Consider the following 25,897-nt stretch of genomic DNA (forward strand, 5'->3'; position numbering starts at 1 on the left):
TTAGCGTGCAGCGTTGGGTTCCACCACCCCCGACCCTTTCACTCACCCCGGCGTGGGCTTGCCCAGGATATGGCTCATCGGGTTGGGCCCGTGCCATTCCGCCTTGTCAGGGTTCATCGCGTCATAGACCACGGCGTTTTCCAGCACGCGCTGCACATAGTTGCGGGTTTCCGACAGCGGGATGCGCTCGATCCAGTCGACCCATTCGACCGACCCGGTGCGCGGATCGCCATTGGCGCGCAGCCACTTGTTCACGTTGCCCGGCCCGGCGTTGTAGGCAGCCACGGCCAACGGGGTGGAACCGCCATAGATGTCCATCAGCCGGCCGAAGAACGCGCTGCCCAGCATGATGTTGAAACCGGCATCGTCGGTCAGCGCCTGGGTGGAATAGGCCAGGCCCAGCTTGCCGGCCTGCTCGCCCGCCGTGGCCGGCATCAACTGCATCAGTCCGCGCGCGCCGGCGTGGCTCATCGCATTCTGGGCAAACTGGCTTTCCTGGCGGGTGATGGCGTGGATCATCGTCCAGGACTGCTCGGTGCCAGGGGGAACCGGGATCAGCGGAAAGGCGATATGCTGGAAATCGAGATAGCCACGCGCGCCGGCCGCCTGGCCCACGATCACGCCAAGGTCCCTTCGGCCGAGTTCGCGGGCCAGTTCGGCCACCAGCATGTGCTGGCCCTCGGTCTGCTGCTGTTCGGAAATTTCCTTGAAGAAGCGCACGGTGGTGCGCCACTGCCCGCTGCGTGCCACTTCGCGCACCGCCAGGGTCAGCGGGCTGGCGTTGAAGCGGGCGCGTTCGTCCGGCGTCGGGATGGCACGCGAATCATAGGCGAAATTGGGCACGCTCTGGCCCAGCCGTTCCAGCGCGAGCAGGCCATAGAACTGATCGGCATAGCGCGCGGCCATGGCGAAATAGCGCTGGGCATCGCCCGTCAACCCAGCCTGCGCGGCGGCGCGGCCGGCCCAGTAAAAGCCCTTGGCCCGCGTGCCCGGCGTGCGCGCGGCATTGCCATAGCGCCAGAACAGCGGCGCGGCGTTGGCCGCATCGCCCAGCCTCCACAGCGCCTGGGTTCCGCCCAGCCATACCAGCGAGGTGTAATCGTCGCGCAAGTCATAGGGCAACTGGCTGATGTCTTCGCCCGCGTCGAAGGCATCGTCCACCCCGCGTGCGATCGCCACGGCGCTGCGCGCATCGCCGCCGTTGGCTGCGCCCTGCGCGTTGGCCAGCAGTTCCTCCACCCACTTGCCGCGCGCCAGCGGTTTGGCCCGCAGCGGCGGCCGGTTGGCCAGAAGCTGCTGCGCCAGCATGCCTTGGCCCTGTTTGCGCAACTGGCGCGCCCGCAGATAGAGAAAGCCGGGATCGCCGTTGAGCATGTCTGCCGGCGTTCCGGCGGCGGCAGCATAGGGATCAAGGCCCTGCAAGGCCATCAGGCGCGCGCCATCGATTCCGCGCCGCAGGGGGGAAACCGCGCCGAACGCGCGGTTGGCCTGGTCGGTAGCGCCGGCCCACAACAGCGCGTCCATTCGCGCGTCGGCATCGTCGGGCGTGAAGGTGGCGCCCCACATGGCCTGGATCGCGGCTTCGTCGGCATCGCTCATCGGGCCGCCGCGCCAGGCGGCTTTGGCCATGGCATCGGCATCGGGCCGGCCCAGGGTGCGCAAGGCCAGGGCATAGCGGGCGCGGCCGGGATTGGTGAGCGGTGGCTGGCGATCGAAATACGATACGATGGTGCGCACGTCTCCGCCGGCACCGGTGCCGGTTTCGCGGGTCAGCGCGCCTTCGGCATAGCGACGCAGGCGTTCTTCGTCGGGGAAGCCGGGGTATGACAGCAGGAAGCCGGCATAGTCGGAAAAATTGAAGCGATTGGAAGACGTCAGCAGTTCCCAGCGCGAAATGGCCAGGGCCATCGGCCCCTGCTGCCCGGCGATCAACTGCGCGCGGGCACGGTCCCACGCGCTGCCATCGGTATCGGGCCCGGCATCGCTGGCGCGCGTGGGCATCGATAGGGCAACGAGCGCGGCGAGGCCGCACAGCCCATTGCGCAGCGCGTTGCGCAATGGGGGGGAAACCGGGGTTCGGGGCATGTCCATGCTGGACATCGTCTATGCCGCCTCCTTATCAGGCGCTGAATATGGCTTTGCAGTGGCAAACTGTGGTTTGACGCGGTATGCGCCGCGCGGCAAGCGTCCAGACCTGCCCAGACCCGCATTGTGCGACAAGACGAGGGATAATGTCCATGTTTTCCGGCTCCATTCCGGCTTTGGTGACACCGTTTCGCGATGGAGCCCTTGACGAGAAAGCATTTCGTCGTCTGGTCGATTGGCAGATCGAGAACGGTTCGTCGGCGCTGGTGCCTTGCGGCACCACGGGCGAGGCATCGACCCTGTCCAACGCCGAACACCACCGCGTGATCGAGGTTTGCGTGGAGCAGGCCGCCGGCCGCGTGCCGGTGATCGCCGGTTGCGGCAGCAACGACACGATGAACGCGTTGCTGCACATGACCTTTTCCAAGAAGTGCGGCGCCCAGGCGGCGCTGTGCGTGGCGCCCTATTACAACCGCCCGAGCCAGGCCGGCCTGATCGCGCATTTCAGCTATCTGGCCGAAAACAACGACCTGCCGATCATTCTCTACAATGTGCCGGGCCGCACGGTGACCGATATCCTGCCCGAAACGGTGTGCGAACTGGCCAAGCGCTATCCCGACAAGATCGTGGGCATCAAGGATGCCAGCGGCGACCTTTCGCGCGTCACCGATCATCGCATGGGCATCGGCAAGCATTTCTGCCAGCTTTCGGGCGACGACGAGCTGGCGCTGCCGGCCAATGCTGCGGGCGCGGTGGGTTGCATCTCGGTGACGGCCAATGTTGCGCCCAAGCTGTGCGCCGAATTCCAGGCGGCATGCGCGGCCAACGATCTGGCCCTGGCGCGCGAGCTGAACGACAAGCTCTATCCGCTGCACTATGCCATGTTCGAAGACGCTTCGCCCGGTCCGGTCAAGTATGCGCTTTCGCGCGTGCACGACTGGATGGGCGAGGAATTGCGCCTGCCGCTGGTGCCTTGCAGCGACGCCGCGCGTCGCGCGGTGGATGCCGCCCTGGAGCATGCCGGGCTGGTGTAAGGCGCGGTATTCGGGCACATTTCCCCCTCCTCTAAAGAGGAAGGGGAGTATCAAATCAAGCCCTTGGCCTTGAGCGAGGTGTGGCCTTCGCGGCCGATGATCACGTGATCGTGTACGGTCACGCCAAGCAGCCGTGCCGCTTCCATGATCTTGTGGGTGATCTGGATATCGGCGCGGCTGGGCTGGGTGCTGCCCGAAGGATGGTTGTGGACCAGGATCAGCGCGGCCGCGCCAATGGCCAGCGCCTTGGCAATGATCTCGCGCGTGTAGATCGCGCTTTCGTCCAGCGTGCCGTCGCTCACGATCTGGTCGAGCAGCAGGCGGTTCTGGGTGTTGAGATAGAGCACGCGCACGCGTTCGTGGTTGAGGTGCGCCATGTCGATGGTGAGATAGTCTATCAGCGCCTGCCAACTGGATAGCACCGGCATTTCCTGCACCTGGGCGCGGGCCAGGCGCCGTGCGGCGACCCCGGCGATGCGCAGCGCGGCGGCGGCGGCTTCCTTGATGCCGGGCACCGATTGCAGCGCGCGTGGATCGGCATTGAACACGCCGGGCAGCGAGCCGAAGCGCTGCAGCAGCATGCGCGCCAGCGGTTTCACGTCCATGCGCGGGATAACGGTCATCAACAGCGCCTCGATCACCTCGTGATCGGCCAGGGCATCGTCGCTGCCACCCAGCAGGCGCCGGCGCAGGCGGGCGCGGTGGCCGGAAGGATCGTGCGCCGCCTCGCGCACGCGGTCGGGCACCAGATCCGGATCGGGCGCGCTTCGTTCAGGAAAGAGTCCGGGTTCGTCCTGCATGACCTCGTGCGTGGGCAAGAAGGTGGGCACCGGGCAGGCCGGCGCGCGTTGCGAAATGCATGTTACGGCGATTTGCATTGCCCAAGCGCGGGCCATGCGCAAGAAGGGGGCGAATGGCGGATACGACCGATTTGGCGGAACCTGAAGGTCCGGCGCCCATGCGGCGGCGGCGTCGCTGGCGTGTGGCCCTGCTGGGCGCCTGCGCGGCGGCGTTGGTGGTGGGCGGTGGCCTGTGGCTGGCGCGCAATCGCATTGCCGACGGGGTGATCGCGGGTGAACTGGCGGCGCTTGGCCTGCCGGCGCGCTATACCATCGTTTCGATCGGGCCGGGGCGCGAAGTGCTGGCCAACGTGGTGGTGGGCGATGCCGCCAGGCCCGATCTGGTGATCGAACGCGTCGAACTCGGCCTGGCGTGGAGCCTGACCGGCCCGCGCATCGGCCAAGTCACCCTGGTCCGTCCGCGCCTCTATGGCACCTTGCACGCCGGCCATGCGAGCTTCGGCACGCTCGACAAGGTGATCTATGCTCCATCCACCAGCAAGGAGCCGTTCCGGCTGCCCGACTGGCGGTTGGCCATCGTCGACGGGCGCGGACTGGTCGACGCCGACCAGGGGCGCGTGGCGTTCAAGGCCGATGGCGCAGGCCCCTTGCGCGATGGCTTTGTCGGCACGCTGGCCGTGGTCGCGCCGCGCCTGGCGCTGGGCGCCTGCACCACCGGCCGCGCCACCGCGTTCGGCCAGGTGATGGTGAGCAACGAGCAACCGCGCTTTGCCGGCCCGGTGCGCGTTGCCAACCTGGCTTGTCCCGCCAATGGCCTGGCGGTGGGCGGGGCAGACCTGCAGCTTGAAGCGCAGGCCGATCGCGATCTGGCGGGACTGAGCGTCAAAGGGCGCGTGCGCTCCAGCGCGTTTCGCGCCGCTGCCGTTTCGGGCCAGACCCTGGGCCTGGATGCCGCGCTGGCCTGGCGTGGCGGCGCGCTGAGTGGCCGCGTGGCGGCAACGGCGGGTGGCGTGCGCACCGCACAAGGGGCGGTCGGCCTGCTGGAACTGGATGGGCTGGTCAAGGCCCGGCCGGCCGCGGCGCCGGGCCGGGTGCCTGTTGCTGGGGCCGATGCCGAGTTTCGCGGCACGGTCGACGCGCGAGGGCTGCGGCGCGGGCCGGCCTTGGACCAGGCGCTGGCCTCGGCGCAGGCGGCCGTGGCCGGCACGCTTGCCGCGCCGATGATGGCGCAAGTGCGCCGCCGCCTGGGCGAGGAAGAGCGCGGCAGTCGCTTTGCGGCCGATCTTACCGTGCGCCACGGGCATGATGGCGCCTGGGACGTGGTGGTGCCGCAGGGCACCCTGCGCGGGGGCAGCGGGCAGGCGCTTTTGACGCTGGGCAAAGTGCAGGTGGCGGGCAAGGGCGCGATCACGCCGCGCTTTGCCGGAAACTTTGTCACTGGCGGCAATGGCTTGCCGCGCATTTCCGGCACGATGGAGCGGCGCGGGCGCGCCGGCGCGCAGTTCCACCTCGCCATGGCCGATTATGCCGTGGGCGGCGGGCGCCTGGCCGTGCCCGAACTGGTCGTGGTGCAGATGCCCGACGGCGCGATGGGCTTTGCCGGCCAGACACGGCTTTCGGGCGCGATTCCCGGCGGGCGGGTGGAAAACCTGCGCCTGCCGGTCAGCGGCGCTTATGGCCGGCACGGCGCGCTGGCGCTGTGGCGGCGCTGTATCGAGCCGCAATTCGATTCGTTGCAGCTCGGGCAGATGACGCTCGATGGCCAGGCGTTGACGCTGTGCCCGGTGGGTGGGCAGGCGATCGTTTCGGCCGGCGGGTCAGGTCCCTTGCGCGTGGCGATGGGCACATCGGCCCTGCACATGACTGGGCGGATGGGCGAAACGCCGCTCAGCCTGCAAACCGGCGCGGTGGGCCTGGCCTGGCCTGGCACGCTGACCGCGCGCGGCGTCAATGTTGCGCTGGGGCCGGAAGCGACCGCCACGCGGCTGACCCTGGCCGACCTGACCGCCCAACTGGGCAAGGACTTTACCGGCCGCTTTGCCGGGGTGGAGGCGCGCATGGCGGCGGTTCCGCTCGACATCACCGGCGCTACCGGCACCTGGCGCTATGCCGCGGGCAAGTTGATGCTGGCCCAGACCGCGTTCGACGTGACCGACCGCGCCAGCCCGGCCCGGTTCGAAAAACTGACCGCGCAAGATGCCACCCTCACGCTGGCCGACGGGCGAATCACCGCGCAGGCGCTGTTGCGCGAAGCGGAGAGCAAGCGCCCGGTCACCGTGGTGAGCGTGGAGCACGATCTTTCCCACGCCACCGGCCATGCCGATCTCGCGGTGGACAAACTTGTGTTCGACAAGGATTTCCAGCCTGCGCAGCTCACCCGCCTGGCACTGGGCCTGGTCGCCAATGCGAGCGGATCGATCAGCGGCAAGGGGCGGATCGACTGGCAGGGCGACCGTGTCACATCGTCTGGCCGGTTTGGCAGCCAGGGCCTTGATTTTGCGGCGGCGTTCGGCCCGGTGAAGGGGCTTTCGGGCACGCTGGACTTTACCGACCTCTTGGCCATGGAAACCGCTCCGCACCAGATCCTGAAAGTCGCCTCGATCAACCCGGGCGTGGAAGTGACCGACGGCACCGTGGACCTGCAACTCAAGCGCGACATGGTGGTTCAGGTCAACGGCGCGCAGTGGCCGTTCATGGGTGGGCGCCTCTCGCTCGATCCCACGACCTTGCGCTTTGCCCTGGCCGAAGAGCGCAAGTTCACCCTGGTGATCGACGGGCTTGATGCCGCGCAGTTCGTATCGCGCATGGAAATGGCCAATATCTCGGCCACCGGGGTCTTCGACGGGCGCCTGCCGGTGGTGTTCGATGCCAATGGCGGGCACATCGTGGGCGGCACGCTGGCCTCGCGCGGGGGCGGCAATGTCTCCTACGTCGGCGCGCTGACCTACAAGGACCTATCGTTCATGGCCAACTATGCGTTCCAGGCGCTGCGCTCGCTGGACTACAAGCGCATGACCATCGCGCTGCGTGGCGACATTGCCGGCGATTTCGTCACCCAGGTGCAGTTCGGTGGGGTGAGCCAGGGGGCAGGGACCAAGCGCAACTTCTTCACCCGCCAGATCGAAGGGCTGCCGATCCAGTTCAACCTCAACGTGCGGGCGCCGTTCTACAGCCTGCTGGGTACCTACAAGTCGATGTACGATCCTTCGGTCGTGGCCGATCCGCGCACGGTCGGGCTGCTCGATGCCAAGGGCCGCATCGTGCCGCGCGTGCCGGCCGGCGCCCAGCCCGCCGCTGCGCCGTCGGCCGGCGAGAAACCCGGCAAGCCCGCCATTCAGCCTTCAGCAAGTGGAACCATGCCATGAACGCTTTCGTGCAATGCCTTCTCTTGCCAAGCCGTGGCTTGACCGTGCATCGCGGCGCTGCAACGATTGCCGGCTGTGACGGCCAAAAGAGGGGGGCAGACGTGAAGCGCAAGGTTGTGGCCGTGGGATTGCTGGCGGGCGCTGCCGCCGCGCTGTCCGGGTGTATTTCGGTCAAGGCGCCTGACAAGCCGATCGTCATCGAATTGAACATCAATATCAAGCAGGAAGTGGTCTATCGCCTGGCCGGAGACGCCAGCCAGACGATCGACAAGAACAAGGACATCTTCTGAGATGGCACGCAACGCTGCTTTTTCCGCCCCTGTCGCCTTCGCGCTCGCCGCTGCCGTGGCCTTGCCGCTGGTGGCCGCGCCCGTCGCCGCGCTGGCGCAACGCGATCCAGCCTATGCCTCCGCGCGCGCGGCCGGCCAGGTGGGCGAGAAGATGGATGGCTATCTGGGCTATGTCACGCCGCCCAGCCCGGCGCTGAAGTCTGTCGTGGACGATATCAACCTCAAGCGGCGCGCGGTCTATTCCGAAAAGGCCCAGGCGCAGAAGGCGACTGTAGAGGAATATGCCTTCACGTCCGGCTGCCTGTTGATCGCCCAGACCCAGCCGGGCGAGATGTACCAGGCGCCCAATGGCACCTGGACCAAGCGCACCAGCGCCCCGCCGCAGCGCGATTCGCGCTGCCTGTAAAAGCCCTGGAATTCCGGGCGCTCAGGGCCGCGCTGTCGCAGGATTGACGCAAACGTATGCGCGCAACTGGGGCAAGTTCGGCGCACGGCGGTTGACTCGGGAAAACCCCCCGCCTAAGGGGCAGGCGCCCTCGGCGGGATGCCGTTGCGCATGACCTGCCCCGATGGGGGAACGAGCACCCGTGTTCGATCCAGCGACGGAGCATGCCATGAGTGACGAACAGACCGACGCAGAGCCCATCGGTGAGGATGCACGTCTTTCCCGTCTGAACGCGCGGCTCGATGCCGCCCGCCAGAAGGAGCAAGCGCGCAAACCTGCGCCAGACCGGGAAAAGTCCGATGCGAACTATCGCTTGGGCAACCGGGTTCTGGCCGAACTGATCGGCGGGCTTGCGGGCGGCGCGTTCATCGGCTGGGTCATCGACCAGTTTGCCGGTACGCGACCATGGGGGCTTCTGGTGATGCTGTTTGTGGGGATGGGCGTAGCCTTCCGCAATGTCATCAGGATCTCGAACGGGCGCTCCTGATCGGGTCTTTGCATCCGATGGGTTTCCGGCCAAAAGAATGGCCGGGGCAGGGGTGCCTTGGTGTTTTTGCGCGTAACGGGGACAAGCACTGTGGCCGAAGGTAAGGTCGATCCGGTACACCAATTCACGATCGAGCCGCTGTTTGGCACCGATCATTGGTCCATCGCCGGGCACAACATTGCTTTCACCAATTCGGCCCTGTGGATGGTCATCACCACGCTGGTGCTGATCGTGTTCGTGGGCGGTGGTGCCAAGAAAGCGCAAGTGCCGGGCCGCTGGCAGATGGCTGTCGAAGGGCTGACCGGCTTTGTCGACACCCTGTTGCAATCCAACATCGGCGATGCGGGTCGCAAGTACCTGCCTTACGTGTTCTCGCTGTTCACGTTCATCCTGTTTGCCAACCTGCTCGGCCTGCTGCCGCTGGCGCTGGTGGGCATCCATCCGTTCACGGCCACCAGCCACTTCACGGTGACGGGCGTGCTGGCGATCATGAGCTTTGCGATCGTGCTGATCGTGGGCTTTGCCAAGCATGGCTTCCACTTCTTCTCGCTGTTCGTGCCGCATGGCACGCCGGCGGTGATGGTGCCGGTGATTTTCCCGATCGAGCTGATCTCGTTCCTGGTGCGTCCCTTCTCGCTTGGCCTGCGTCTGTTCGTGGCCATGATGGCAGGGCACGTGCTGCTCGAAGTGCTCTCGGGCTTCGTGATCTCGGGCACCAACGCGGGCGTTGGCACCTTCTTCCTGGCAGGCGTGCCCAGCTTCCTGCTGATGATCGGCATCTGCGCCCTGGAACTGCTGGTTGCCGGCATCCAGGCCTATGTCTTTGCCCTGCTTACCTGCGTCTATCTCAACGACGCGGAAAACCTTCACTGACCGTCACCACCACCTGATACCGCTTCACACCGGTTTACGACAAAGAGGGAGTTTTTATCATGGACGCACAGAGCGCAAAGCTTCTCGGCGCTGGTCTCGCTGCCATCGGCGCCGGTCTGGCCTCGCTGGGCGTGGGCAATGTCTTCGCCAAGTTCCTCGAAGGCGCGCTGCGCAACCCCGGCGCCGCTGACGGCCAGCAGGGCCGCCTGTTCATCGGCTTCGCCGCCGCCGAACTTCTGGGCCTGCTCTCGTTCGTCGTCGCGATGATCCTGATCTTCGTTGCCTGAGGCAGCGAAGCGGACCATTGATTGACATCCGGCCGGGGTGATCCCCGGCCGGCCAGAACGATAGACAGGAAGCGCGGACCAACGCGATGCCCCAGATAGCCCAACTCGCCGATACCTATGCCAGCCAGGTGTTCTGGCTGCTGGTGTGCTTTGGCCTGGTCTTCTTCGTCATCGGCCGGGGCTTGCTCCCGGGCGTGGTGTCGACCATCGACCAGCGCAACAAGCAGATCGCCGACGACCTTGGTGCGGCTGAAGCTGCCCGGGCCGCCGCCGACGCCGAAGAACAGGCCTGGCGCATTGCCGAAGGCAAGCAACGCGCCCAGGCCCATGCCCTGATCGCCGCCGCCAAGGCCGACGCTGCCCGCAACACGCAGGCCGCACTCGAAGCCGCCGCCGCGCGGATCGAGGAAACCACTGCCGCCGCCGAGGCGCGCATTGCCGCCGCCCGCGCTGCCGCGCAGGGGGAAGTGCAAGACGTGGCCGCGCAGGCTGCGCAGGATATCGTCAGCCGCCTCGCGGGGCTTTCGGTTTCGGCCGAAGACGCGCGCGGCGCCGTGCAGGGAGTGCTCGCCCATGGCTAATGTCAGCGCAACGACGGCAACGGTCGAACAGCACGCTGCTGGCCATGAAGCGGCCGAACCCACCATCAACGGCATCGGCGCCGGCGCGATCGTCGCCGCTGCCATGTTCGTCTTCCTGCTGATCCTGGTGTGGAAGAAGGTGCCCGGCACGATCACCAAGGGCCTTGACGGGCAGATCGCCGCGATCCGCCGCGAGTTGGCCGATGCCAAGGCGCTGCGCGCCGAAGCCGAAGCCCTTCGCGCCGAATACCTTTCCCGCATTGCAAATGCGGAAAAGGATGCGGCCGCCATGCTCGATCACGCTCGCACCGAATCCAGCGCGATCGTGGCCAAGGCCGAAGCCGACACGCGCGATATCATCGCCCGTCGCGAAAAGATGGCGTCGGACAAGATCGCCGCGGCCGAGCGCGCCGCGGTTGACGATCTGCGCGCCACGGCCGCTGCGGCCGCTGCCGCTGCCGCCGGCCAGATTATCGCCGCCCGTCATGGCGCCGATGCCGACAAGGTGCTGGTTGACAGCGCGATTGCCGGGCTCACCCACTAAGCAAGCTTTCCGCAAGGATTGCCAGAAGGCCCCACCGGGAAACCGGTTGGGGCCTTTTTCTTGTGCCCGGCGGGTCTTGTTTCCAGGGCACAGCAAAAGGCCCGGAAACCCTGTTGGGCATCCGGGCCATGCGCCACGCTGCTGGCTACGATGTCCTAGCGGGGCAGGGTCAGCGCAAAGGCTGCGTCCTGCGCGTCGCGGCCCACCACCAGCGACACGGGCTCGCTACCGGGCACCGCACGCAGGATGTAGGGGCTGGGGGTGATCGTCGCCGTGGCCGTTTCACCCGGTTCGAGGTGCAGCTTGGCAAAGCCGACCAGCGCGAACGGGCTTTGCGCGAGATAGGCCTGGATCACTTCGCTGCCGGGGCGGCCGCCGGTGTTGGTTACCTTGACCAGCACCTGGCCATCCACGATGCGGGCGTCATCCAGCGTGAAGCGGGTGTAGCCCTGGCCGGCGCCCAGCGGGAACAGGGCCGCCTTGCCCTGTGCCTTGAGGCCGCGATAGCCCACGAGGACGCCATCATCGTATGCCAGGTTGCCATCGGCATCGGGGGTGAGGTTCAGCGCGGGATAATCCGCCTCTGCCGCGGCCAGCGTCATCGGCAGGCGGCCGCCTGGTTCGCGCGTACCGGCCAAGACATCGGCCAGGGCCTTGCCAAAGTTCTGGCCCGGATACCACGCCACCAGCAGCGCGGCGTCATCGGCGGCAAAGCTGGCATCGAAGGCGTGGCCAACGTTGACCACCACTGCCGTGCGCGAATTGGCAGCGCGCACGGCCTCGGCGAGGCGCAACTGCGCAGGATCGAGCCGGGTATCGGCGCGGTCCTTGCTTTCCACGCTGGCATCGGCGGTTTCACCCAGCATCAGCACCACGGCATCGGCCTGGCGCGCGGCGTCAACCGCCCGGGCGAGCATGGCGTCGGGCGTATCGGGTGCGCGCACGCCATACCACAGGCCCTGCACGCGGGCCGGCGCATAGCGGAGTTCCACTTCCACCAGCACGCGCTGCCCGGCGGCCAGGGTCACCACGCCGTCATCGGCATCGCCAGCCTTGAGCACGCCCATGATATCGGAAGCGGGGGGCTGGATCGCGCGGTCCACCACGTCAACTCCGTCCACCTTGAGCACGACGGGCCCCGTGGCCCCGGCATAGAAGCGATGCGGTCCATCGGCCTGGGCCGTGAACCAGCCGCTGGCGCGCACTGCGCCGGTTTCGTTGAAGCGGCCCTGATCGTGCACGCCGTGGAACCATACCAGCGAATTGGTCGCCCGCGTCTCGCGCGAGAGGGGCGTGGCTGTCAGGTCGTGCCCGGCGAAATATTCCACCGTCAGGCCGGTGGTATAGCCATCGCCCAGGTTCATCGCCGGGGTGACCGGCATGGATGGCAGGCGCGGCTGCGGATCGACGCCAGGTTCATGGACGATCGCCATGGACTGGCCCAGCGTTGCCTCGATCGCCTGGAGCGGAGTGAGCGCATCAGGCGTGACGGCGATGCGGGCAAACGTGCCGCCCTGATAGCAGGGCGCCGTGGCATTGGGGCCGATCACTGCCAGGGTGCGAATCGTGGGGGCAAGCGGGAGCAGCCCATCGTTGCGCAGCAGCACGAAGCCGGCGGCGGCTCCTGCGGTGAGCAGTTCCTCTGCGTCGAGCGTCGCCGGGGTCTTGGCCCCGCCAAAGCGCTGATTGAAGCGCACGACGCGCTCGGCTGCATCCTGCACCCGCGCGGCGCTGACGGCACCTTGCGCCACGGCGTCTTCTGCCTTCGCGCCAAGGAACCGTGCCGGCCCGGGCATTTCCAGATCGAGCCCGGCGTTGAGCGTGGGCGCGGTGGAGTGGGTGGCGAAGAAATCGCTCATCAGCACGCCGCCATAGGCCCATTCGTTGCGCACGATGGCCAGCGGCCCTGGGCCTTGCGCGCACCAATCGCCATTGACGCGGTTGTAGGCGGTCATGATCCCGCCGCAGCCGGCGGCGCAAGCCATTTCGAACGGCAGCAGGTAGACCTGGCGCAGCGTGGCATCGTCCACCACGGCGTTCATGGTGTCGCGCTGGGTTTCGCTGTCGTTGCACACGAAATGCTTGGCGACTGCCCCCGTGCCGGTGGACTGGATGCCGCGCACCCAGGCCGCACCGCACAGCCCGGTCAGCAGCGGGTCTTCGGAATAGTATTCGAACGCGCGGCCGGCCAGCGGGCTGCGCGCCAGGTTGACGTTGGGTGCCAGCAAGGCATCCACGCCCATGGCAATCGCGTCATTGCCCACCAGCGCGCCCATTTGCGCGACGAGATCGAGATCCCAGCTCGCTCCTTGCGCCACTGGGGCGGGCGTAAGCACCGAAACGTCGCGTTCGTCCACGCGCCCGCTGGCCACGCCCATCGGGCCATCGGCCATCATCACACTGCGCGCGCCGCGTTCGGGAACGGCGCCCGTGGTCCACATCGTGGCCCCGGCGGTGAGGCGGGCAGCGTCGGTCAGGGACAGTGTCATGCCGCCACTCCTGCAAATTGCATGATCTGGCGCGCCTGGGCGGCCACCGCGCCGGCAATCTCGGCATCGCCGATCGTGCCATCGGGGCCGAACGGCTTTTGCGCCACGGTGTTGACGGCAATGCCCAGCGGCGTTGGCCAGCCGCGCATGGCATGGGTGATGCCGCGCAGCGCCGCCAGGGTGACCCCGGTTGCCTGCCAGCCGGCCGCACTCACGACCAGGCCCACCGGGCGCCCGTCGAAATAGGGGCGCGCGTCCTTGGCCAGGTCTTCAAGCAGGTCGATGGCGTTCTTGACCAGGCCCGAAACCCCGCCGTGGTAGCCGGGCGAACCGATCACCACGGCGTCGGCCTGGCGCACGGCTTCGACCAGGGCGCGTTCGCCGCCGGTCCGTTCCGGGCTTTCAGGGTTGAAATGGGGCAAGGCCTTCAAGGCGCTGCCGCCGAACATCTGCGTCTGGGCGCCCATGCTTTCGCAACTGGCCAGCACCGCCGCCACCAGGCGTTCGGTGCTGGAACCATCGCGCAGGGTTCCGCCGATCCCCACGATCTTCATGGTGTTCAAGCCCCCTTCAGCGCGGGCAAGACCTTGCGACCCATGAGGTCCAGCGTCTGGTTGCCCAGGCGCAGCCGTTCCTCGGTCAGCGGGCCGGTGGTGGTGCCGCACAGGACGTTGCCGATGCCGAGTTCGGCGTAGGGCTTGAGATGCTCGATCACCGTTTCGGGCGAGCCATAAAGGCACCAGGTGCCGATCCAGTCTTCGGTGAGCGCGTTGGGGGTGCGATCGGTCTTGGTGTTGGCTTCGTCGCTTTCGGCGCGCGCGTTGAATTCGGCCTCGCGCTCGATCGCATCCTGATAGGCGCGCAGGATCGTCATCATTTCATCGCGCGCCTGCTCGTCGCTTTCGGCCACGTGCACCAACTGGTAGGTGTGCGTGGTCCACGACAGCGCATCGCGCACGGTCGCCTCGCTGTGCCCGGCTTCGAGCAGCAGGCCCTTGTAGATGTCGAAGTACTTTTTCACATGGGTGAACGGTTCGGTGCCGCCGATCTTGGGCGGGGTGAAGGCCGGGATGAACGCGGGCCAGCCATGCTGCGCGGCGCGGCGCGCGCTGGCTTCCTTCATCGCCACCGGCATGAGGCGGGCATGCTTTTCGCCATAGGGCGCGGGCGTGATGCGCTGGAGCACGCGGCCCTGGTAGGGCCCGTTGTCGATCGTCACGGCCGGATCGTCCATGCGCTTGGCCCACAGCTCTTCGGCAAGGGCCAGGTTGCGCTCTGCCAGGGCGCCGGCTTCCTTGTAGTTGACGTTGAAGCCGATCATTTCCTCGGGCGTGGTGCCCGAACCCACGCCCACCAGCAGCTTGCCCTGGGTCAGGTGATCCAGCACGTTGACCCGCTCGGTAAAGCGCACGGGGTGGTGCAGCGGTACCGAAACCACCGAAAAGCCGATGTGCATCTGCGGCAGCCGCGCGGCAAGATAGCCGGCCAGGATGAAGCTGTCGCTGGCCACGGGCATGTAGCCGTTGAAGTGGTGGTCGGGCATGAACACCGCTTCAAAGCCTTGCGCGGCGGCGTTCTCGGCATGGCCGATGAGGTCTGTGATCAGTTGGCCATCTTCGGCCGGGCTCATCGAGCGAGCGTTCAGGAACACGGAAAAGCGCATTTTCTCTCCCCTAAAGGTCCGGGCAGGCGCGTTGATTGTCGGGAAACCAGCTTGCTCCCCGGATCGCGCTGCGGTACTATTTCGAATTAGAACTGCAATTATATTTTGTCCAGCCGGATTCTCGCTTTGCCCCTGCTGCACTGCGTTTCCCGGCTGTTGGGATGGGCGGGTTGGCGGCGCTGTGCGCTTGGCCAGCAAGAGGATCGGCACTTGGAAGAAGCACATTTGGCACCATCGGTGCGGGTACCCCGGCAGGGCCGCAGCAAGGCGTCCTACGAACGCATGCTGGTTGCGGCCGAGGAACTCCTGGTGACCAAGGGCGGGGAAGCTTTCACCCTGAGCGAGGTGAGCCGTCTGGGCCAGGTTTCGATCGGTTCGATCTATTGCCGGTTCGAAAGCAAGGACGCGCTGGTGCAGTCGGTGCAGTTGCGCGTGCTCGACCGCGTGGACACGCGCATGCTCACCCAGGTGGTTGCCGCGCGCGAAGCGGCAGGAAGCCTGCTGGCGATCGTGCCCCTGCTGGTCGAAGCGGTGGCCGAAACGCTGCGCGAACACGCCCCCCTGCTGCGCCCGCTGATGCAGCGGGCAACCCACGATCCGATCGTGGCGCAAACCGGCAAGGCATCCTATGCCAGCACGGCTGCGGCGGTGCGCAGCGCGTTGCTCGCCCATCGGGCCGAAATCCGCCAGGACGATCCCGAGCGCGCGGTCGATTCCTGCTTTCGCGTGCTCTACGCCGCGATCGCGCGCTACCTTGGTTTCGGCTCAGCCAAGGAAGCGGCGTGGGAAGGCCGCTGGGACGTGCTCAAGCAGGACCTGGGCCGCATGCTCGCCGCGTTCCTGATGATGCCATCGGCCTGATCAGGCCGGCCGCCCCACGTCGATGTGCGCCGGGGTGCCGGTGCGGGCCGCCGGCGCGATCCAGAAATCGAACGCGCCGCTGCCCGCCACCACGCGGCAGGCCTGGTCGAGATGGGCGAGCATGGCCGGCGTGATGGCAAACCGCACCGTGCGGGTTTCCCCCGGGGCCAGCGCCAACTTTTCGAACGCGACCAGCTTCTGCACCGGTTGCACCACTTCGCTGGCCACGTCGTGGAGATAGCACTGCGCGACTTCCTCCACCGCGCGGCTGCCGGCGTTGGTCACGCTTGCTGACACCACCACGCCTTCGCCAGCGCGCGCTGCCTGCACCGGGCCATAGCGCACATCACCATACGTCAGCCCGTGGCCGAACGGGTAGAGCGGGGCATCGGACAGCCCGATGAAGTGGGATTTGAACAGTTCATCAGGCGCGCCCGAGGCCGGGCGTCCCGAACTTTCGCGCGCGTAGTAATAGGGCTCCTGCCCGGTGGCCTGGGGAAACGTAACCGGCAAGCGCCCCGATGGGCTGACTTGGCCCAGCAGCACCGCCGCCAGGGCATGGCCGGTTTCCGTGCCCAGGAACCATCCCGCCAGCAAAGCGGGCGCCTCTCGCACGGCACCCTTGAGCGCGAGGGCCCGGCCATGGCGCAGCACGACGACGAGCGGCTTGCCCGTGGCGGCCATCGCTTCGGCCAGCGCCTGCTGCGCGGGCGGAATGACGATATCCACGCGCGAGGAACTTTCGCCCGACATGCGCTGGCTTTCGCCCAGGGCGAGGATGACCACGTCGGCATTCTGCGCGGCGGCGCGTGCCGCTTCGATCCCGCCGGGCAGGGCGGCGTCGATCGCGCAACCGGGGACCACGGTCAGCAGGGCAGGATCGGGCAGGGCCGCGCGCAGGCCCTGTTCGAGCGAAACCGGCGGGGCATCGGGCGTGAACGTGGACCAGGGACCGTGGCAATTGTCCACATCGGGTCCGAACGGGCCGACCAGGGCAATGCGCTGGCCGGCACGGAGCGGCAGGAGACCGCCTTCGTTGCGCAACAGGACGATGGACTTGATCGCCGCCTCGCGCGCCAGTTCGCGGTGCGCCGGCGGGGCCGGGCGCCGGCTGCGCGCAGGGTCCAGCCGACGGAACGGATCGGCAAACAGGCCGGCCGCCTGCTTGACCCGCAGCACGCGGCCCACCGCGCGATCGAGCGTGGCCAGGGAAATCGCGCCTTGTGCCACCAGGGCGGGAATGTGCAGCGGAAACAGGCCGCTGACCATGCCCACGTCGCACCCGGCATTGAGCGCCAGGCGCACCGCGTCCGCGCCGTCTTCGGCCTGGCCGTGGGCGATCAGTTCCTCTTCGCTGCGGAAATCGGAAATGACCGCGCCGCCAAAGCCCATCTGGTCGCGCAGGATTTCGGTCAACAGGTGGCGGTTGCCCGTGGCCGGGACGCCATCGACAGTGTTGAACGCGGCCATGACGAGCAGCGCGCCGGCGTCGAATGCGGCCTGGAAAGGCGGCAGGTACACTTCGTGCAGCACCCGTTCCGACAGGGCGTTGCCCTGGTAATCCAGCCCGCTTTCCCCCGCGCCATAGGCGGCAAAGTGCTTGACGCAGGCAAGCAGGCTGTCCGCCGCGCCCAGCTTGCCCTGGAAACCGGCCACGCGCGCCGCAGCAAACAGGCGCGCCAACAGCACATCTTCGCCCGCGCCTTCGACCACGCGGCCCCAGCGCTGGTCGCGGCCCACGTCCACCATCGGGGCAAAGGCCGCGTCCAGCCCGCGCGCCGATGCTTCCACCGCGCAGGCCCGCGCAGTGCGGCGCGCCAGTTCGGGGTCGAAACTCGCCGCTTCGGCCAGGGGCACGGGGAACACGGTGCGATCGGAATGGATGATGTCGGCTGCAAACAGCACGGGGATTTTCAGCCGCGATTGCTGCACGGCCGCCTTCTGCCCCAGGATCATGGATTCAACGTCCATCGGCGTCATGATCCAGCCCACGCCGCCTGCGCGGATGCGCGCCAGTTGCTCGGCAAATTGCGCACGTGCCTGTTGCGGCGTAACGGGCGGCACGAATGGGTTGAACTGCGCCACCGCCGGCTCGGCCTGGCGATAGGACAGCGCGGCTTCCATGTGCAGCTGCCCGGCCTTTTCGGCCACCGTCATGCGTGCCACCAGGGAATCGAGCGCGGCATCGGGGGCCGGCGCGGCTTCAAGCGGACCGGCAAGGGCGGAAACGGCCCCGGTCACCAGCGCTGCGGCCAGGAACTGGCGGCGATCGATGACGGCCGACGCCGGCAGGAGCGAGGTGGCTTGGCTGGACATGGCGCGGGCTTTCGATCGGGTCAGAACATCGGGTGCGTGTTGGCGGACTGCTCGGGAATCGGCTGTATCACGTCCCAATGCTCCACGATCTTGCCGTCTTTGAGGCAATAGAAATCGGCCACGGCCGCGCCGCGTGCTGCCGGATCTGGTTTGACGAAAATGTGCACCGCGGCCAGATCGCCGTCCACCACAATGTGCCGAATGGCAAAGCTGTGGCCGCGATCGGCAAACATCGGGGCCAGCATGGTGATCGCTGCATCTCGTCCGTCGGCAAGGCCGGGATTGTGCTGGATGTAATCGGGCGCGACATAAGTTTCGAACGCCGATCGCACCTGGCGCAGGGTGTAGAATCGGTGGGCGAAATCGGTGATGATGGCGCGGTTGCGCGCGGTTTCGCGCGCGTGCTGGCCGCTGTCGTGGTGCGGGTTGGGCGCGGGCCGCCCCCAAGCGACGATCGGCCCGGCGCCACCAGACACCGCAAGCGCCAAGGCCAGCGCCGGCTTGAGAATATGGCTCACGCTTGCTCTCCCGTTCGCGGTCTCGTCGTTCGGGCAATGCCGGCGCGCCGGGGTGCCGCAGGCCCCGGCGCGCGCATGGTCAGGCGGCGCTGACGGTCTTTTCGTCGGTGTTGAACGCGGGGAAGGGCAGGTACGAAACACGCAGCTTCTGGCGCAGGCCCAGCTTGTGCTCGCCCGTGCCCAGTCCGCCGGGGTGGCTGACCAGGATCGTGGCCGGCGTGCCGAACGCCCAGCGCCGGTCATAAGCGGTTTCCATGGCATCGAGCGCGATCGGCCCCGCGCCTTCATCGAACTGCACGGCATCGCGCGGCAGTTCGGTCCCGTCGAGCGTGACGGCGAGTTCTTCGATCATCGAAAGGGTCAGGCCACGGTAATAACCCAGCTTGGCTTCAAAGGCGAAGCCGGTGGGTGCATCTGCCGGGCCGGTGTTGCGCACGGTGGCCGGGTCGATCAGGTACTTGTCGAACATCACACGGTCTCCTTGGCGCCATACTTGGCTTCGGCCTGGCTGATCAGCCGTTCGAACATCACATGCTGGCGCCGCACCTGCTCGCGGCTGTCCACTTCGTGCACGTCCTGGATCCAGCGATTGCCTTCGTATTCGCTCGAAAGCGTGCCTTCCCAACCGCACTTGACCAGTTCGGGAATCACTTCGTCATAGGCGATGGCAGGATCGGTGCAGTCCTCGTTCATTTCATAGAACTTGGCCTGGATGTGGCGGAAATAGGGGGCATAGTCGCCAATTCGCTTGGGATTGGCGAACGGCGCATGGCGCAGGGTTTCGGCCATGGCCACTTCGGCCTTGTTGCCGCCCATCTTCACCGCCACTTCATAGATCGTGTATTCGCACATGATCTTGGCTTCGTGCTGGTCGACGATGAACTGCGCCACTTCGGGCCGGGCGCCCTGGCGTTCGAACCGCGCGCGGAAGGCGGGCGGGTAGTGCTTCATGAAGATGCCCATGTCGGGCAGGATGCCGAGATGGCGCGTGCCCAGGCGATCGGCCTCTTCGATCGTCCGCAGGATCCAGGCATGTTCGAGGTGCCAGGGCGCGTGGACTTCCACGCCCAGGTGCACGTCGTACTGTTCGGCAAAGGGCACGCAGCGGGCCAGGATATCGGGGCGCACGAAGACCAGCACGCGCATGTTGCGAATGCCCAGCCGGCTGGCCAGCTTGATATCGCGCACGATGCTGTCCACCTGCTCGTCATCGCTCAGCAGGCTGTCCTTGCGCAGCTTGGTGTCGAGGAACATGTCATAGCAGGTGAAATGTGCGCCGTGCCGGGCAAGCATGTCCTGCCAGCGCGCCACATCGGCGTCGGTCACGTTGGGGAATTCGGGCATGTTCTGCTCAGGCAGAATCTCGATGCCGTTGGCCCCGATCGAACTGGCAAAGACAACGCAGTCTTCAACCGACATGCGGCCCAGGAAGAGCTCTTCCTGGAAGGAATAGAGGCTTACGCCCCGCTGGATTTTTGACATGGCTTTCATGGCTCCGTCAGGAGAGGCGGCCGGCGCGGGGTGCACGCCGGGGATGCGAAAGGAATGGGAAGTGCGGCAAGGCCCGCGGCGCCATGAAAGCGCCGACGCTCACGCGCGCAGGGCCCGCAGCGCGGCTGCCGGCCCTTGGTGCGCCCGATGTGGCGATGGCTGCGATCATGGCTCTCCCCCCCAAGCGCGGCAGGCTGAATATCCTGCTGCGGATGGCTTGCTAAAAATAGAATTATAGTTCGTATTGCTTGCGGTATTGCCGCAAGGCGCGGCGCTGTCAAGCGGCCGCGTTAGGCAGGCGGCAAAGGCCCCTCGGCCTGGGCGCAAGTGTCAGTTTGTAGTGAGCATTCCAAATAGGCTTGACCAGCCCGGTTCGCCGCGATAATCAGAATGAGCATTTTGATTCAAAAGCAGCGAGTCGTGTTCTCGCTGCAACGATTGGGGAGGAAAATCGGATGAACCGCTTCATCGCGGCGCTGTTGATCGGCGCGAGCATGCCCACCATCGCCACCGTTGCCCATGCCCAGGACGGCGCCACGCCGCAGCCCGCCGCTGCGCAGGGCGCGCAGGCCGAACCCAATGCGGGTGGCCTTGCCGAAATCGTGGTGACCGCCAACCGCGCGGAAAGTTCTGCCCAGAAGACTGCCGTTGCGCTGACCGTCTACACCGGCGCCGATCTGGCGCAGAAGGGCATCAGCAACGTCCAGTCGCTGGCCACCATGGACCCCAGCGTCAACGTCACCAGCAGCACCGGCGCGGCCTATGTGGCCGTGCGAGGCATCGCATCGACCGACGTGACCGAAATTGGCGATCCTTCGGTGCCGATCGCCCGCGACGGGTTCTACACCAACCGCTCGTTCTCCATCGGCACGTCGATGTACGACATCGCCCGCGTCGAAGTGCTCAAGGGCCCGCAAGGCACGCTCAACGGGCGCAATTCCACCGGCGGCCTGATCTCGCTGATCACCAACCGGCCCAGCGACACGGCCGGCGCCTATGGTTCGTTCGAAGTGGGCAACTACCGCGCGCTCAACGTGGAAGCGGGTGGCAACGTGCCGCTGACCGATACCCTGGCCGTGCGCTTCTCGGGCATCCATCGCCAGCATGACGGCTATCGCCACCTCACCGGCATCAACATCGACGGCGACGATGAAAACACCTCGTCGGGCCGCGTGCAGGTGCAGTGGAAGCCCACCACCAACGTCAAGCTCTGGGCTTCCTACCAGCATGACGATATCAACAACGTGGGTGACGTGGCGCTGGTCTCTGCGCCGCTCGGCACGCGGCCCAGCTTTGGCGATGCCAAGAGCTTCCCCAACCAGGCCGCCACGTCCAACCGCGTGAAGGGTGACCGGGTGCGCTGGGAAGGCACCGTGTCCGATATCCTGGGCGACCTGTCGCTGACCTACGCCGGTGGCTGGGACAAGCAGACCTGGAACCACAAGCTTGATGCGACGGGCCCGGCCTATCCGGCGATCCGCAACTTCCTGCAGAACGAATCGCCCACGACGTGGAACCACGAAGTGCGTCTGTCGAACGGGCAGAACAATCCGTTGTTCTTCCAGGTTGGCCTGTTCCACTTCCAGGAAACCAACACGATCGATTCGGGCATCTACAACCTGGCGATGACCGGTGACTATGCAACCGGCGGCCCGCTCTCGTTCCTCGATTTCTCGAACACGTACGGCATCCACTTCAACTACCACGTCAAGACCAAGTCCGACGCTGTGTTCGGCCAGGTGGCCTACAAGCTGAACGACCAGTGGAAGCTGACGGTGGGCGGCCGCTATACCCGCGACGAAAAGGTGCGCACGGGCGGCGCGGCGCTCAACTATCCGGCGCTGGCGTTCCCCGAATGGGGCTTCGTGTTCCCCTTCACCACCGGGTACACCGATGGCGCGGGCCGCATGACCAAGTCGCAGCCGACCTGGCATGTGGGCCTGGACTACACCCCGGCCACCAACTCGCTGGTCTATGCCAAGTACGATCGCGGCTACAAGTCGGGCGGGTTCAACTCCAACGGTTCGGCCGCATCGATCCCCTATGGCCCCGAAACGCTCGACGCGTTCGAAGTGGGCACCAAGAACCGCTTCATGGGCAACCGCCTGCAACTCAACGCGGCCGCGTTCTACTTCAACTATCGCGGCTACCAGGCCTCGCAGACCGCCGACTCGCTCAACGGCGCGGCCGGGACGTTCAACGTCGGTTCGGCCAAGATCTATGGCGCCGAATTGCAGGCTGTGGCCCTGTTCGGCGCAGGTGGGCGGATCGATTTCAACGCGGCCTGGCTGCACACCCGCTTTGGCGACAACATCACCGTCAACGATGGTGGCGGCACGGCGCAGAACATCGGTGGCAACCAGCTGCCCAACGCGCCCAAGCTTTCCGCATCGGGCGGCATCGAATATGCGATCCCGGCCTTTGGAGGCACGCTGACCCCGCGCGCGGATGCCAAGTACAGCTCGTCGTTCTACTATTCGGTGTTCAACACCTACGACACCCAGTCGCGTCCCTACGTCACGGGCAACCTTTCGCTGCAATATGCGCCCGACGGCGGCGCCTGGAACATCCAGGCCTTCGTGCGCAACGTGGGCGACAAGGTGGTGCTGGCCAACGGCGTGCAGAACTTCAACTCGCGCACCAACACCTATCAGTTCCAGCCGCCGCGCACCTATGGCGTGCGCTTTGGCTTCAAGATCTGATCGGCTGACACGAAAAGGCCAGTCCGGGGCAAGCCGGACTGGCCTTGGAGTGCGGCATGGGGCCGGGACAGCGGCCCCACGCCAGCGTGAGAGAGTTGGCGACGCCGGGAGGAACGGCGCCGCCGGAGGGATCAATCGAACTTGAAGCGCGCGCCCAGGGCAAACGTGCGCGGGCGCAAGGTGGAGCCCAGGTTGAACTGGTCCTGGTTCCCGGCGTTGCCGTACTTGTAATAGTTTTGCTGCATCTCGCTGGTCAGGTTGACGGCATCGAACGTGATGCCGATGCGGTTGTTGACGTTGAGTGTCAGCTGGAAATCCAGGCTCTTTTCCGGGCGGAACCACACACCGATGGGGTTGGCGAACAGCCGCGCTTCGTTGTTGTGCAGGAAGGCCTGGCGCCAGATGTACGACAGGCGGGCCGAGATCGGACCCTTGTCGTAAGCCAGCGTGGCATTGTACGAGAACTTCGAGACGTTGAAGAACTGCGACTGCGTTTGCGTGATATTGCCGGCCGCGTCGCTTTCGGGAATGTTCTGCTTGGAATCGAGCACGGTGGCGCTGCCGGTCAGGCCCAGGCCGTTGAGCGGGCCCGGCAGGAAATGCGGGAACCAGGTCAGGCCCACTTCCACGCCCTTGAGCACGCCGTCCGAGGCATTGACCGGGCGGCTGATCACGAAATGGTCGGTTGCGCCGGCGGTGATGCCGTTGTTGGGAATGTATTCCAGCGCCGAAAGCGGCACGACAAGGCCATCGATTTCGCGGCGGAAACCGGTGACGTAGATCGCGCTGTCGCGGTCGAAGTACCATTCGACCGCCGCGTCGAAATTGCGCGAATGGGTCGGGCGCAGGGCCGCATTGCCGGCAACGCCGCTGCCATAGCCCACGTTGGTGAGATCGCCGGTGAGGGTGGGGTTGGGGTTGAGGTCGGAAAAGTTCGGGCGGCGCAGCGTTTCGCCATAGTTGAAGCGCAGGCGCAGCTTGTCGGTCACGTCAAAGCGCGCGGTGAACGAGGGCAGGAAGCGTTCCGCCCCCACCGAACCACGCACCGGCAGGCCCTTGTTGGCGCCGAACGTGGCCATGAACACCGTGTCCGTGTCCACCGTGACAAAGCGCACGCCCGCTTCCAGGCGCAGCGGCCGGCCGAACAAGTCGATCTGGCCGTCGGCCTGGACATAGGCCGCCATGGTGCGCTCGTCGATGTCGAACACATGGTCGAGCGAGAGCTTGTCCGACGTGGGCATGCCATAGAGACCGCGCACGGTATCGGCGTTGTCGTTCAGCCACCAGCCGCTGGGCAGAGTCCAGCTGGTCGGCACGCTGGCGCGGCCATCGAAGAAGTTGCTGTTGGTAAACAGCGCTTCGCTGGGCAGGGTGGACAGGTTCCGGCCCAGGCCGTTGGCGCTGGCGGTGCGGCTGTAGCTGGAGGCCTTGCGATCGTCGTAGCGCATCCCCGCTTTGATCTGGCGCAGGAAGCCGCTGTCCCAGGTGTAATGCCCGTCAAGCGTCAGCGTGATCGCATTGCCGCTGGTCTTGCCGGCATTGTCGTAAAGCTGCGCGACGTTCCATTGCGTGGGGTCGGTCAGCAGCGCATCGTCGTTGAAGTGATAGGACGCGACGCCGCCGCCGGCATTGAAATCGGCCGTGATCTGCTTGGCCACGCGATCGGTGCGCATGGCGATGAACGTGGTTTCATTGGTGCTGGTCTGATAGGCGACATCGGCAACGATGCCCCCGCGATTGCCCAGGTCCCACTTGCCGTTCAACGCATAGACATAGCTGTCGGTGCGGTTGGTGGTGAAATCGGCGCTGTTGAAGCCATAGACATCGTCCACCGTGCGCGACTTGACGATGTTGGTGCCGTCATAGAGCGAGACCGGCCCGGGATTGCCCCACCAATCGACGAAGCTGAACATCAGGCTGTTGAACGTCTCGCCCCGGAAGCCGGCGTAGAACGCTTCGGCGGTATAGGTCGAGCTGGGGTTGGGCGACCACTGCAGCGCGATATTGGCCGAGGGCCGCTCCCGCTTGCCATAGAGGTCGGAGCTGAACACCGCGTCGCGGCTCAGGTAATAGGGCGTGGCCACGCCGTTGATATTGAGCGTGGAGCCGGGCGCCGTTGGCAGGCCGGCATTGAGGCCCGGCGTCCAGTTCACGTTGTCGTCGCCCGGGAAAATGCGTTCGAGCGGCGATAGGCCCGAGCCGGCGGGCGGCGTTTCGGTGGCAAAGGGCACCAGCGCGCCGGCAGTGACCGACATGGTGCGGTACTTGCTGCGGCTCCAGCTGCCGTTGACCAGGATGCCCACGTCGCCGATCCCGGTTTCCCAGCGATCCGACACCAGCAGCGCCACGTTGGGGTTATAGCTGTTGGCTTGCTCGTCATAGATCCCGCGCACCAGGCCCGAGATGGTGAAGCCCTTGAAATCGAACGGGCGCCGCGTCTTCACGTCGATCTGGCCAGCCAGGCCCGTCTCGATCTGGTCGGCCGAGCGGGTCTTGTAGACATCGACCTGGCGGATGAGGTTGGCCGAAATATCCTGGAGCGCGAACGATTGGCCTGCAGCGGTGAAGATGTTGCGGCCGTTGAGCGTGGTGAGCGGATCGGCCAGGCCGCGGATGGTCACGGTGCCGGCTTCGCCGCTGGCGCGGTCGGTCACCTGGATGCCGGTCACGCGCTGCAGGGCTTCGATCACGTTGTTGTCGGGCAGCTTGCCCACGTCTTCGGCGACGATGGAATCGATGATCTGCGTGGCCTGCTTGCGCACGTTGACCGCACCCACGATCGAGGCACGCACGCCGCTGACCACGATGGCACCGGCGACATCGCTGTCCGCCTGTGCATCGCTGGGCGTGGTCGGTGCTGCGGCGGGGGCGGCGTCTTGCGCGTGCGCAACGCTGCCCAAGGTGAGGGCCAGCACCGAAGCGGACGCGCATACAAATGTTCTGATTGCCATGAAACACCCTCCCTGGTGGGCGGGCTGGTTGCCTCGCCCGATTTAGTCGGAGTATTTATTACTCCGACTAATTCATGGCAAGAGATATTTTGTCAGCCGTGGCAACATTCAGAAT

At 66.3% G+C, this 25,897-nt stretch carries 21 protein-coding genes; 11 read left to right on the forward strand and 10 right to left on the reverse strand.

Annotated features, from left to right (window positions below):
• Positions 1–42: 42 nt before the first annotated feature.
• On the reverse strand, positions 43–2,100 hold the full coding sequence (locus FHW94_RS03605; protein WP_246865868.1) for a lytic transglycosylase domain-containing protein: 2,058 nt from the start codon (positions 2,098–2,100) through the stop codon (positions 43–45).
• Positions 2,101–2,237: 137 nt separating this feature from the next.
• Between FHW94_RS03605 and dapA the strand changes: the two genes are divergently transcribed.
• Entirely contained in the window at positions 2,238–3,119 is an 882-nt protein-coding gene (gene dapA, locus FHW94_RS03610) for a 4-hydroxy-tetrahydrodipicolinate synthase (RefSeq protein ID WP_168555446.1), read from the forward strand.
• A 50-nt stretch (positions 3,120–3,169) separates the two neighbouring features.
• On the opposite strand, the gene radC is transcribed toward dapA, so the two are convergent.
• Entirely contained in the window at positions 3,170–3,919 is a 750-nt protein-coding gene (gene radC, locus FHW94_RS03615; protein WP_168554382.1) for a DNA repair protein RadC, read from the reverse strand.
• Between the two features lie 158 nt (positions 3,920–4,077).
• On the opposite strand from radC, the gene FHW94_RS03620 reads away from it, so the two are divergent.
• From FHW94_RS03620 to FHW94_RS03655, 8 genes are all read left to right on the forward strand, one after another.
• Positions 4,078–7,284, forward strand: coding sequence for a YdbH domain-containing protein (locus FHW94_RS03620; protein ID WP_168554383.1), 3,207 nt, complete (start codon positions 4,078–4,080; stop codon positions 7,282–7,284).
• 101 nt (positions 7,285–7,385) lie between these two features.
• Entirely contained in the window at positions 7,386–7,574 is a 189-nt protein-coding gene (locus FHW94_RS03625; protein WP_248290255.1) for a YnbE family lipoprotein, read from the forward strand.
• Between the two features lies 1 nt (position 7,575).
• Positions 7,576–7,980, forward strand: coding sequence for a YdbL family protein (locus FHW94_RS03630; RefSeq protein ID WP_168554384.1), 405 nt, complete (start codon positions 7,576–7,578; stop codon positions 7,978–7,980).
• A 208-nt stretch (positions 7,981–8,188) separates the two neighbouring features.
• Positions 8,189–8,506, forward strand: a complete 318-nt coding sequence (locus FHW94_RS03635) for an AtpZ/AtpI family protein (RefSeq protein WP_168554385.1) — start codon at positions 8,189–8,191, stop codon at positions 8,504–8,506.
• 90 nt (positions 8,507–8,596) lie between these two features.
• Complete coding sequence (locus tag FHW94_RS03640; protein WP_168554386.1) at positions 8,597–9,379, forward strand: F0F1 ATP synthase subunit A; 783 nt, start codon at positions 8,597–8,599, stop codon at positions 9,377–9,379.
• A 59-nt stretch (positions 9,380–9,438) separates the two neighbouring features.
• Positions 9,439–9,666 (forward strand): F0F1 ATP synthase subunit C, encoded by a 228-nt coding sequence (locus FHW94_RS03645; protein ID WP_022677864.1) that lies wholly within the window; start codon positions 9,439–9,441, stop codon positions 9,664–9,666.
• Between the two features lie 86 nt (positions 9,667–9,752).
• Positions 9,753–10,247 carry an ATPase gene (locus FHW94_RS03650; protein WP_168554387.1) on the forward strand — a complete coding sequence of 165 codons (495 nt, stop codon included), beginning with the start codon at positions 9,753–9,755 and terminating at the stop codon, positions 10,245–10,247.
• Positions 10,240–10,791: a hypothetical protein gene (locus FHW94_RS03655; protein WP_168554388.1), complete on the forward strand. Its 552-nt coding sequence runs from the start codon at positions 10,240–10,242 to the stop codon at positions 10,789–10,791. Before FHW94_RS03650 ends, FHW94_RS03655 begins: the two co-directional genes overlap by 8 nt.
• A 155-nt stretch (positions 10,792–10,946) precedes the next feature.
• On the opposite strand, the gene FHW94_RS03660 is transcribed toward FHW94_RS03655, so the two are convergent.
• Genes FHW94_RS03660 through FHW94_RS03670 form a run of 3 tightly spaced genes read right to left on the reverse strand, consistent with a single transcriptional unit; the run spans position 10,947 to position 14,943 of the window.
• Positions 10,947–13,280 (reverse strand): glycoside hydrolase family 3 C-terminal domain-containing protein, encoded by a 2,334-nt coding sequence (locus FHW94_RS03660; RefSeq protein ID WP_168554389.1) that lies wholly within the window; start codon positions 13,278–13,280, stop codon positions 10,947–10,949.
• Positions 13,277–13,834, reverse strand: a complete 558-nt coding sequence (locus FHW94_RS03665) for an NAD(P)H-dependent oxidoreductase (RefSeq protein WP_168554390.1) — start codon at positions 13,832–13,834, stop codon at positions 13,277–13,279. The genes FHW94_RS03660 and FHW94_RS03665 overlap by 4 nt, the downstream gene beginning before the upstream one ends.
• A 5-nt stretch (positions 13,835–13,839) precedes the next feature.
• Positions 13,840–14,943, reverse strand: coding sequence for an LLM class flavin-dependent oxidoreductase (locus FHW94_RS03670; protein ID WP_168554391.1), 1,104 nt, complete (start codon positions 14,941–14,943; stop codon positions 13,840–13,842).
• Between the two features lie 210 nt (positions 14,944–15,153).
• Between FHW94_RS03670 and FHW94_RS03675 the strand changes: the two genes are divergently transcribed.
• A complete protein-coding gene (locus tag FHW94_RS03675; protein WP_168554392.1) occupies positions 15,154–15,804 on the forward strand; it encodes a TetR/AcrR family transcriptional regulator in 651 nt (216 codons plus the stop codon).
• Here the strand turns inward: FHW94_RS03675 and FHW94_RS03680 are convergent, their stop codons facing one another.
• The 4 genes from FHW94_RS03680 to FHW94_RS03695 form a co-directional block, all read right to left on the reverse strand.
• Positions 15,805–18,120: a glycoside hydrolase family 3 N-terminal domain-containing protein gene (locus FHW94_RS03680; protein ID WP_168554393.1), complete on the reverse strand. Its 2,316-nt coding sequence runs from the start codon at positions 18,118–18,120 to the stop codon at positions 15,805–15,807.
• A 20-nt stretch (positions 18,121–18,140) separates the two neighbouring features.
• A complete protein-coding gene (locus FHW94_RS03685; RefSeq protein ID WP_349237431.1) occupies positions 18,141–18,638 on the reverse strand; it encodes a nuclear transport factor 2 family protein in 498 nt (165 codons plus the stop codon).
• 79 nt (positions 18,639–18,717) lie between these two features.
• Positions 18,718–19,107 (reverse strand): DUF6379 domain-containing protein, encoded by a 390-nt coding sequence (locus FHW94_RS03690; RefSeq protein WP_168554394.1) that lies wholly within the window; start codon positions 19,105–19,107, stop codon positions 18,718–18,720.
• A complete protein-coding gene (locus tag FHW94_RS03695) occupies positions 19,107–20,120 on the reverse strand; it encodes a TIM barrel protein (RefSeq protein WP_168554395.1) in 1,014 nt (337 codons plus the stop codon). The genes FHW94_RS03690 and FHW94_RS03695 overlap by 1 nt, the downstream gene beginning before the upstream one ends.
• Before the next feature lie 464 nt (positions 20,121–20,584).
• On the opposite strand from FHW94_RS03695, the gene FHW94_RS03700 reads away from it, so the two are divergent.
• Positions 20,585–22,831, forward strand: coding sequence for a TonB-dependent receptor (locus FHW94_RS03700; protein ID WP_168554396.1), 2,247 nt, complete (start codon positions 20,585–20,587; stop codon positions 22,829–22,831).
• A 131-nt stretch (positions 22,832–22,962) separates the two neighbouring features.
• Here FHW94_RS03700 and FHW94_RS03705 read toward each other — a convergent pair whose 3' ends face one another.
• Positions 22,963–25,782 carry a TonB-dependent receptor gene (locus FHW94_RS03705; RefSeq protein ID WP_168554397.1) on the reverse strand — a complete coding sequence of 940 codons (2,820 nt, stop codon included), beginning with the start codon at positions 25,780–25,782 and terminating at the stop codon, positions 22,963–22,965.
• Positions 25,783–25,897: the final 115 nt, after the last annotated feature.

The organism is Novosphingobium sp. SG720, assembly GCF_012275365.1.
Taxonomy (GTDB): domain Bacteria; phylum Pseudomonadota; class Alphaproteobacteria; order Sphingomonadales; family Sphingomonadaceae; genus Novosphingobium; species Novosphingobium rhizosphaerae.

Bases quoted from the DNA above. Each gene is read 5' to 3' on its own strand.
- FHW94_RS03620 (WP_168554383.1), top strand. From the start codon at position 4,078: ATGCGGCGGCGGCGTCGCTGGCGTGTGGCCCTGCTGGGCGCCTGCGCG.
- FHW94_RS03650 (WP_168554387.1), top strand. From the start codon at position 9,753: ATGCCCCAGATAGCCCAACTCGCCGATACCTATGCCAGCCAGGTGTTC.
- FHW94_RS03705 (WP_168554397.1), bottom strand. From the start codon at position 25,782: ATGGCAATCAGAACATTTGTATGCGCGTCCGCTTCGGTGCTGGCCCTC.
- FHW94_RS03680 (WP_168554393.1), bottom strand. From the start codon at position 18,120: ATGTCCAGCCAAGCCACCTCGCTCCTGCCGGCGTCGGCCGTCATCGAT.
- FHW94_RS03655 (WP_168554388.1), top strand. From the start codon at position 10,240: ATGGCTAATGTCAGCGCAACGACGGCAACGGTCGAACAGCACGCTGCT.
- FHW94_RS03665 (WP_168554390.1), bottom strand. From the start codon at position 13,834: ATGAAGATCGTGGGGATCGGCGGAACCCTGCGCGATGGTTCCAGCACC.
- dapA (WP_168555446.1), top strand. From the start codon at position 2,238: ATGTTTTCCGGCTCCATTCCGGCTTTGGTGACACCGTTTCGCGATGGA.
- FHW94_RS03660 (WP_168554389.1), bottom strand. From the start codon at position 13,280: ATGACACTGTCCCTGACCGACGCTGCCCGCCTCACCGCCGGGGCCACG.
- FHW94_RS03645 (WP_022677864.1), top strand. From the start codon at position 9,439: ATGGACGCACAGAGCGCAAAGCTTCTCGGCGCTGGTCTCGCTGCCATC.
- FHW94_RS03690 (WP_168554394.1), bottom strand. From the start codon at position 19,107: ATGTTCGACAAGTACCTGATCGACCCGGCCACCGTGCGCAACACCGGC.
- FHW94_RS03700 (WP_168554396.1), top strand. From the start codon at position 20,585: ATGAACCGCTTCATCGCGGCGCTGTTGATCGGCGCGAGCATGCCCACC.
- FHW94_RS03635 (WP_168554385.1), top strand. From the start codon at position 8,189: ATGAGTGACGAACAGACCGACGCAGAGCCCATCGGTGAGGATGCACGT.
- FHW94_RS03630 (WP_168554384.1), top strand. From the start codon at position 7,576: ATGGCACGCAACGCTGCTTTTTCCGCCCCTGTCGCCTTCGCGCTCGCC.
- FHW94_RS03670 (WP_168554391.1), bottom strand. From the start codon at position 14,943: ATGCGCTTTTCCGTGTTCCTGAACGCTCGCTCGATGAGCCCGGCCGAA.
- FHW94_RS03605 (WP_246865868.1), bottom strand. From the start codon at position 2,100: ATGTCCAGCATGGACATGCCCCGAACCCCGGTTTCCCCCCCATTGCGC.
- FHW94_RS03695 (WP_168554395.1), bottom strand. From the start codon at position 20,120: ATGTCAAAAATCCAGCGGGGCGTAAGCCTCTATTCCTTCCAGGAAGAG.
- radC (WP_168554382.1), bottom strand. From the start codon at position 3,919: ATGCAGGACGAACCCGGACTCTTTCCTGAACGAAGCGCGCCCGATCCG.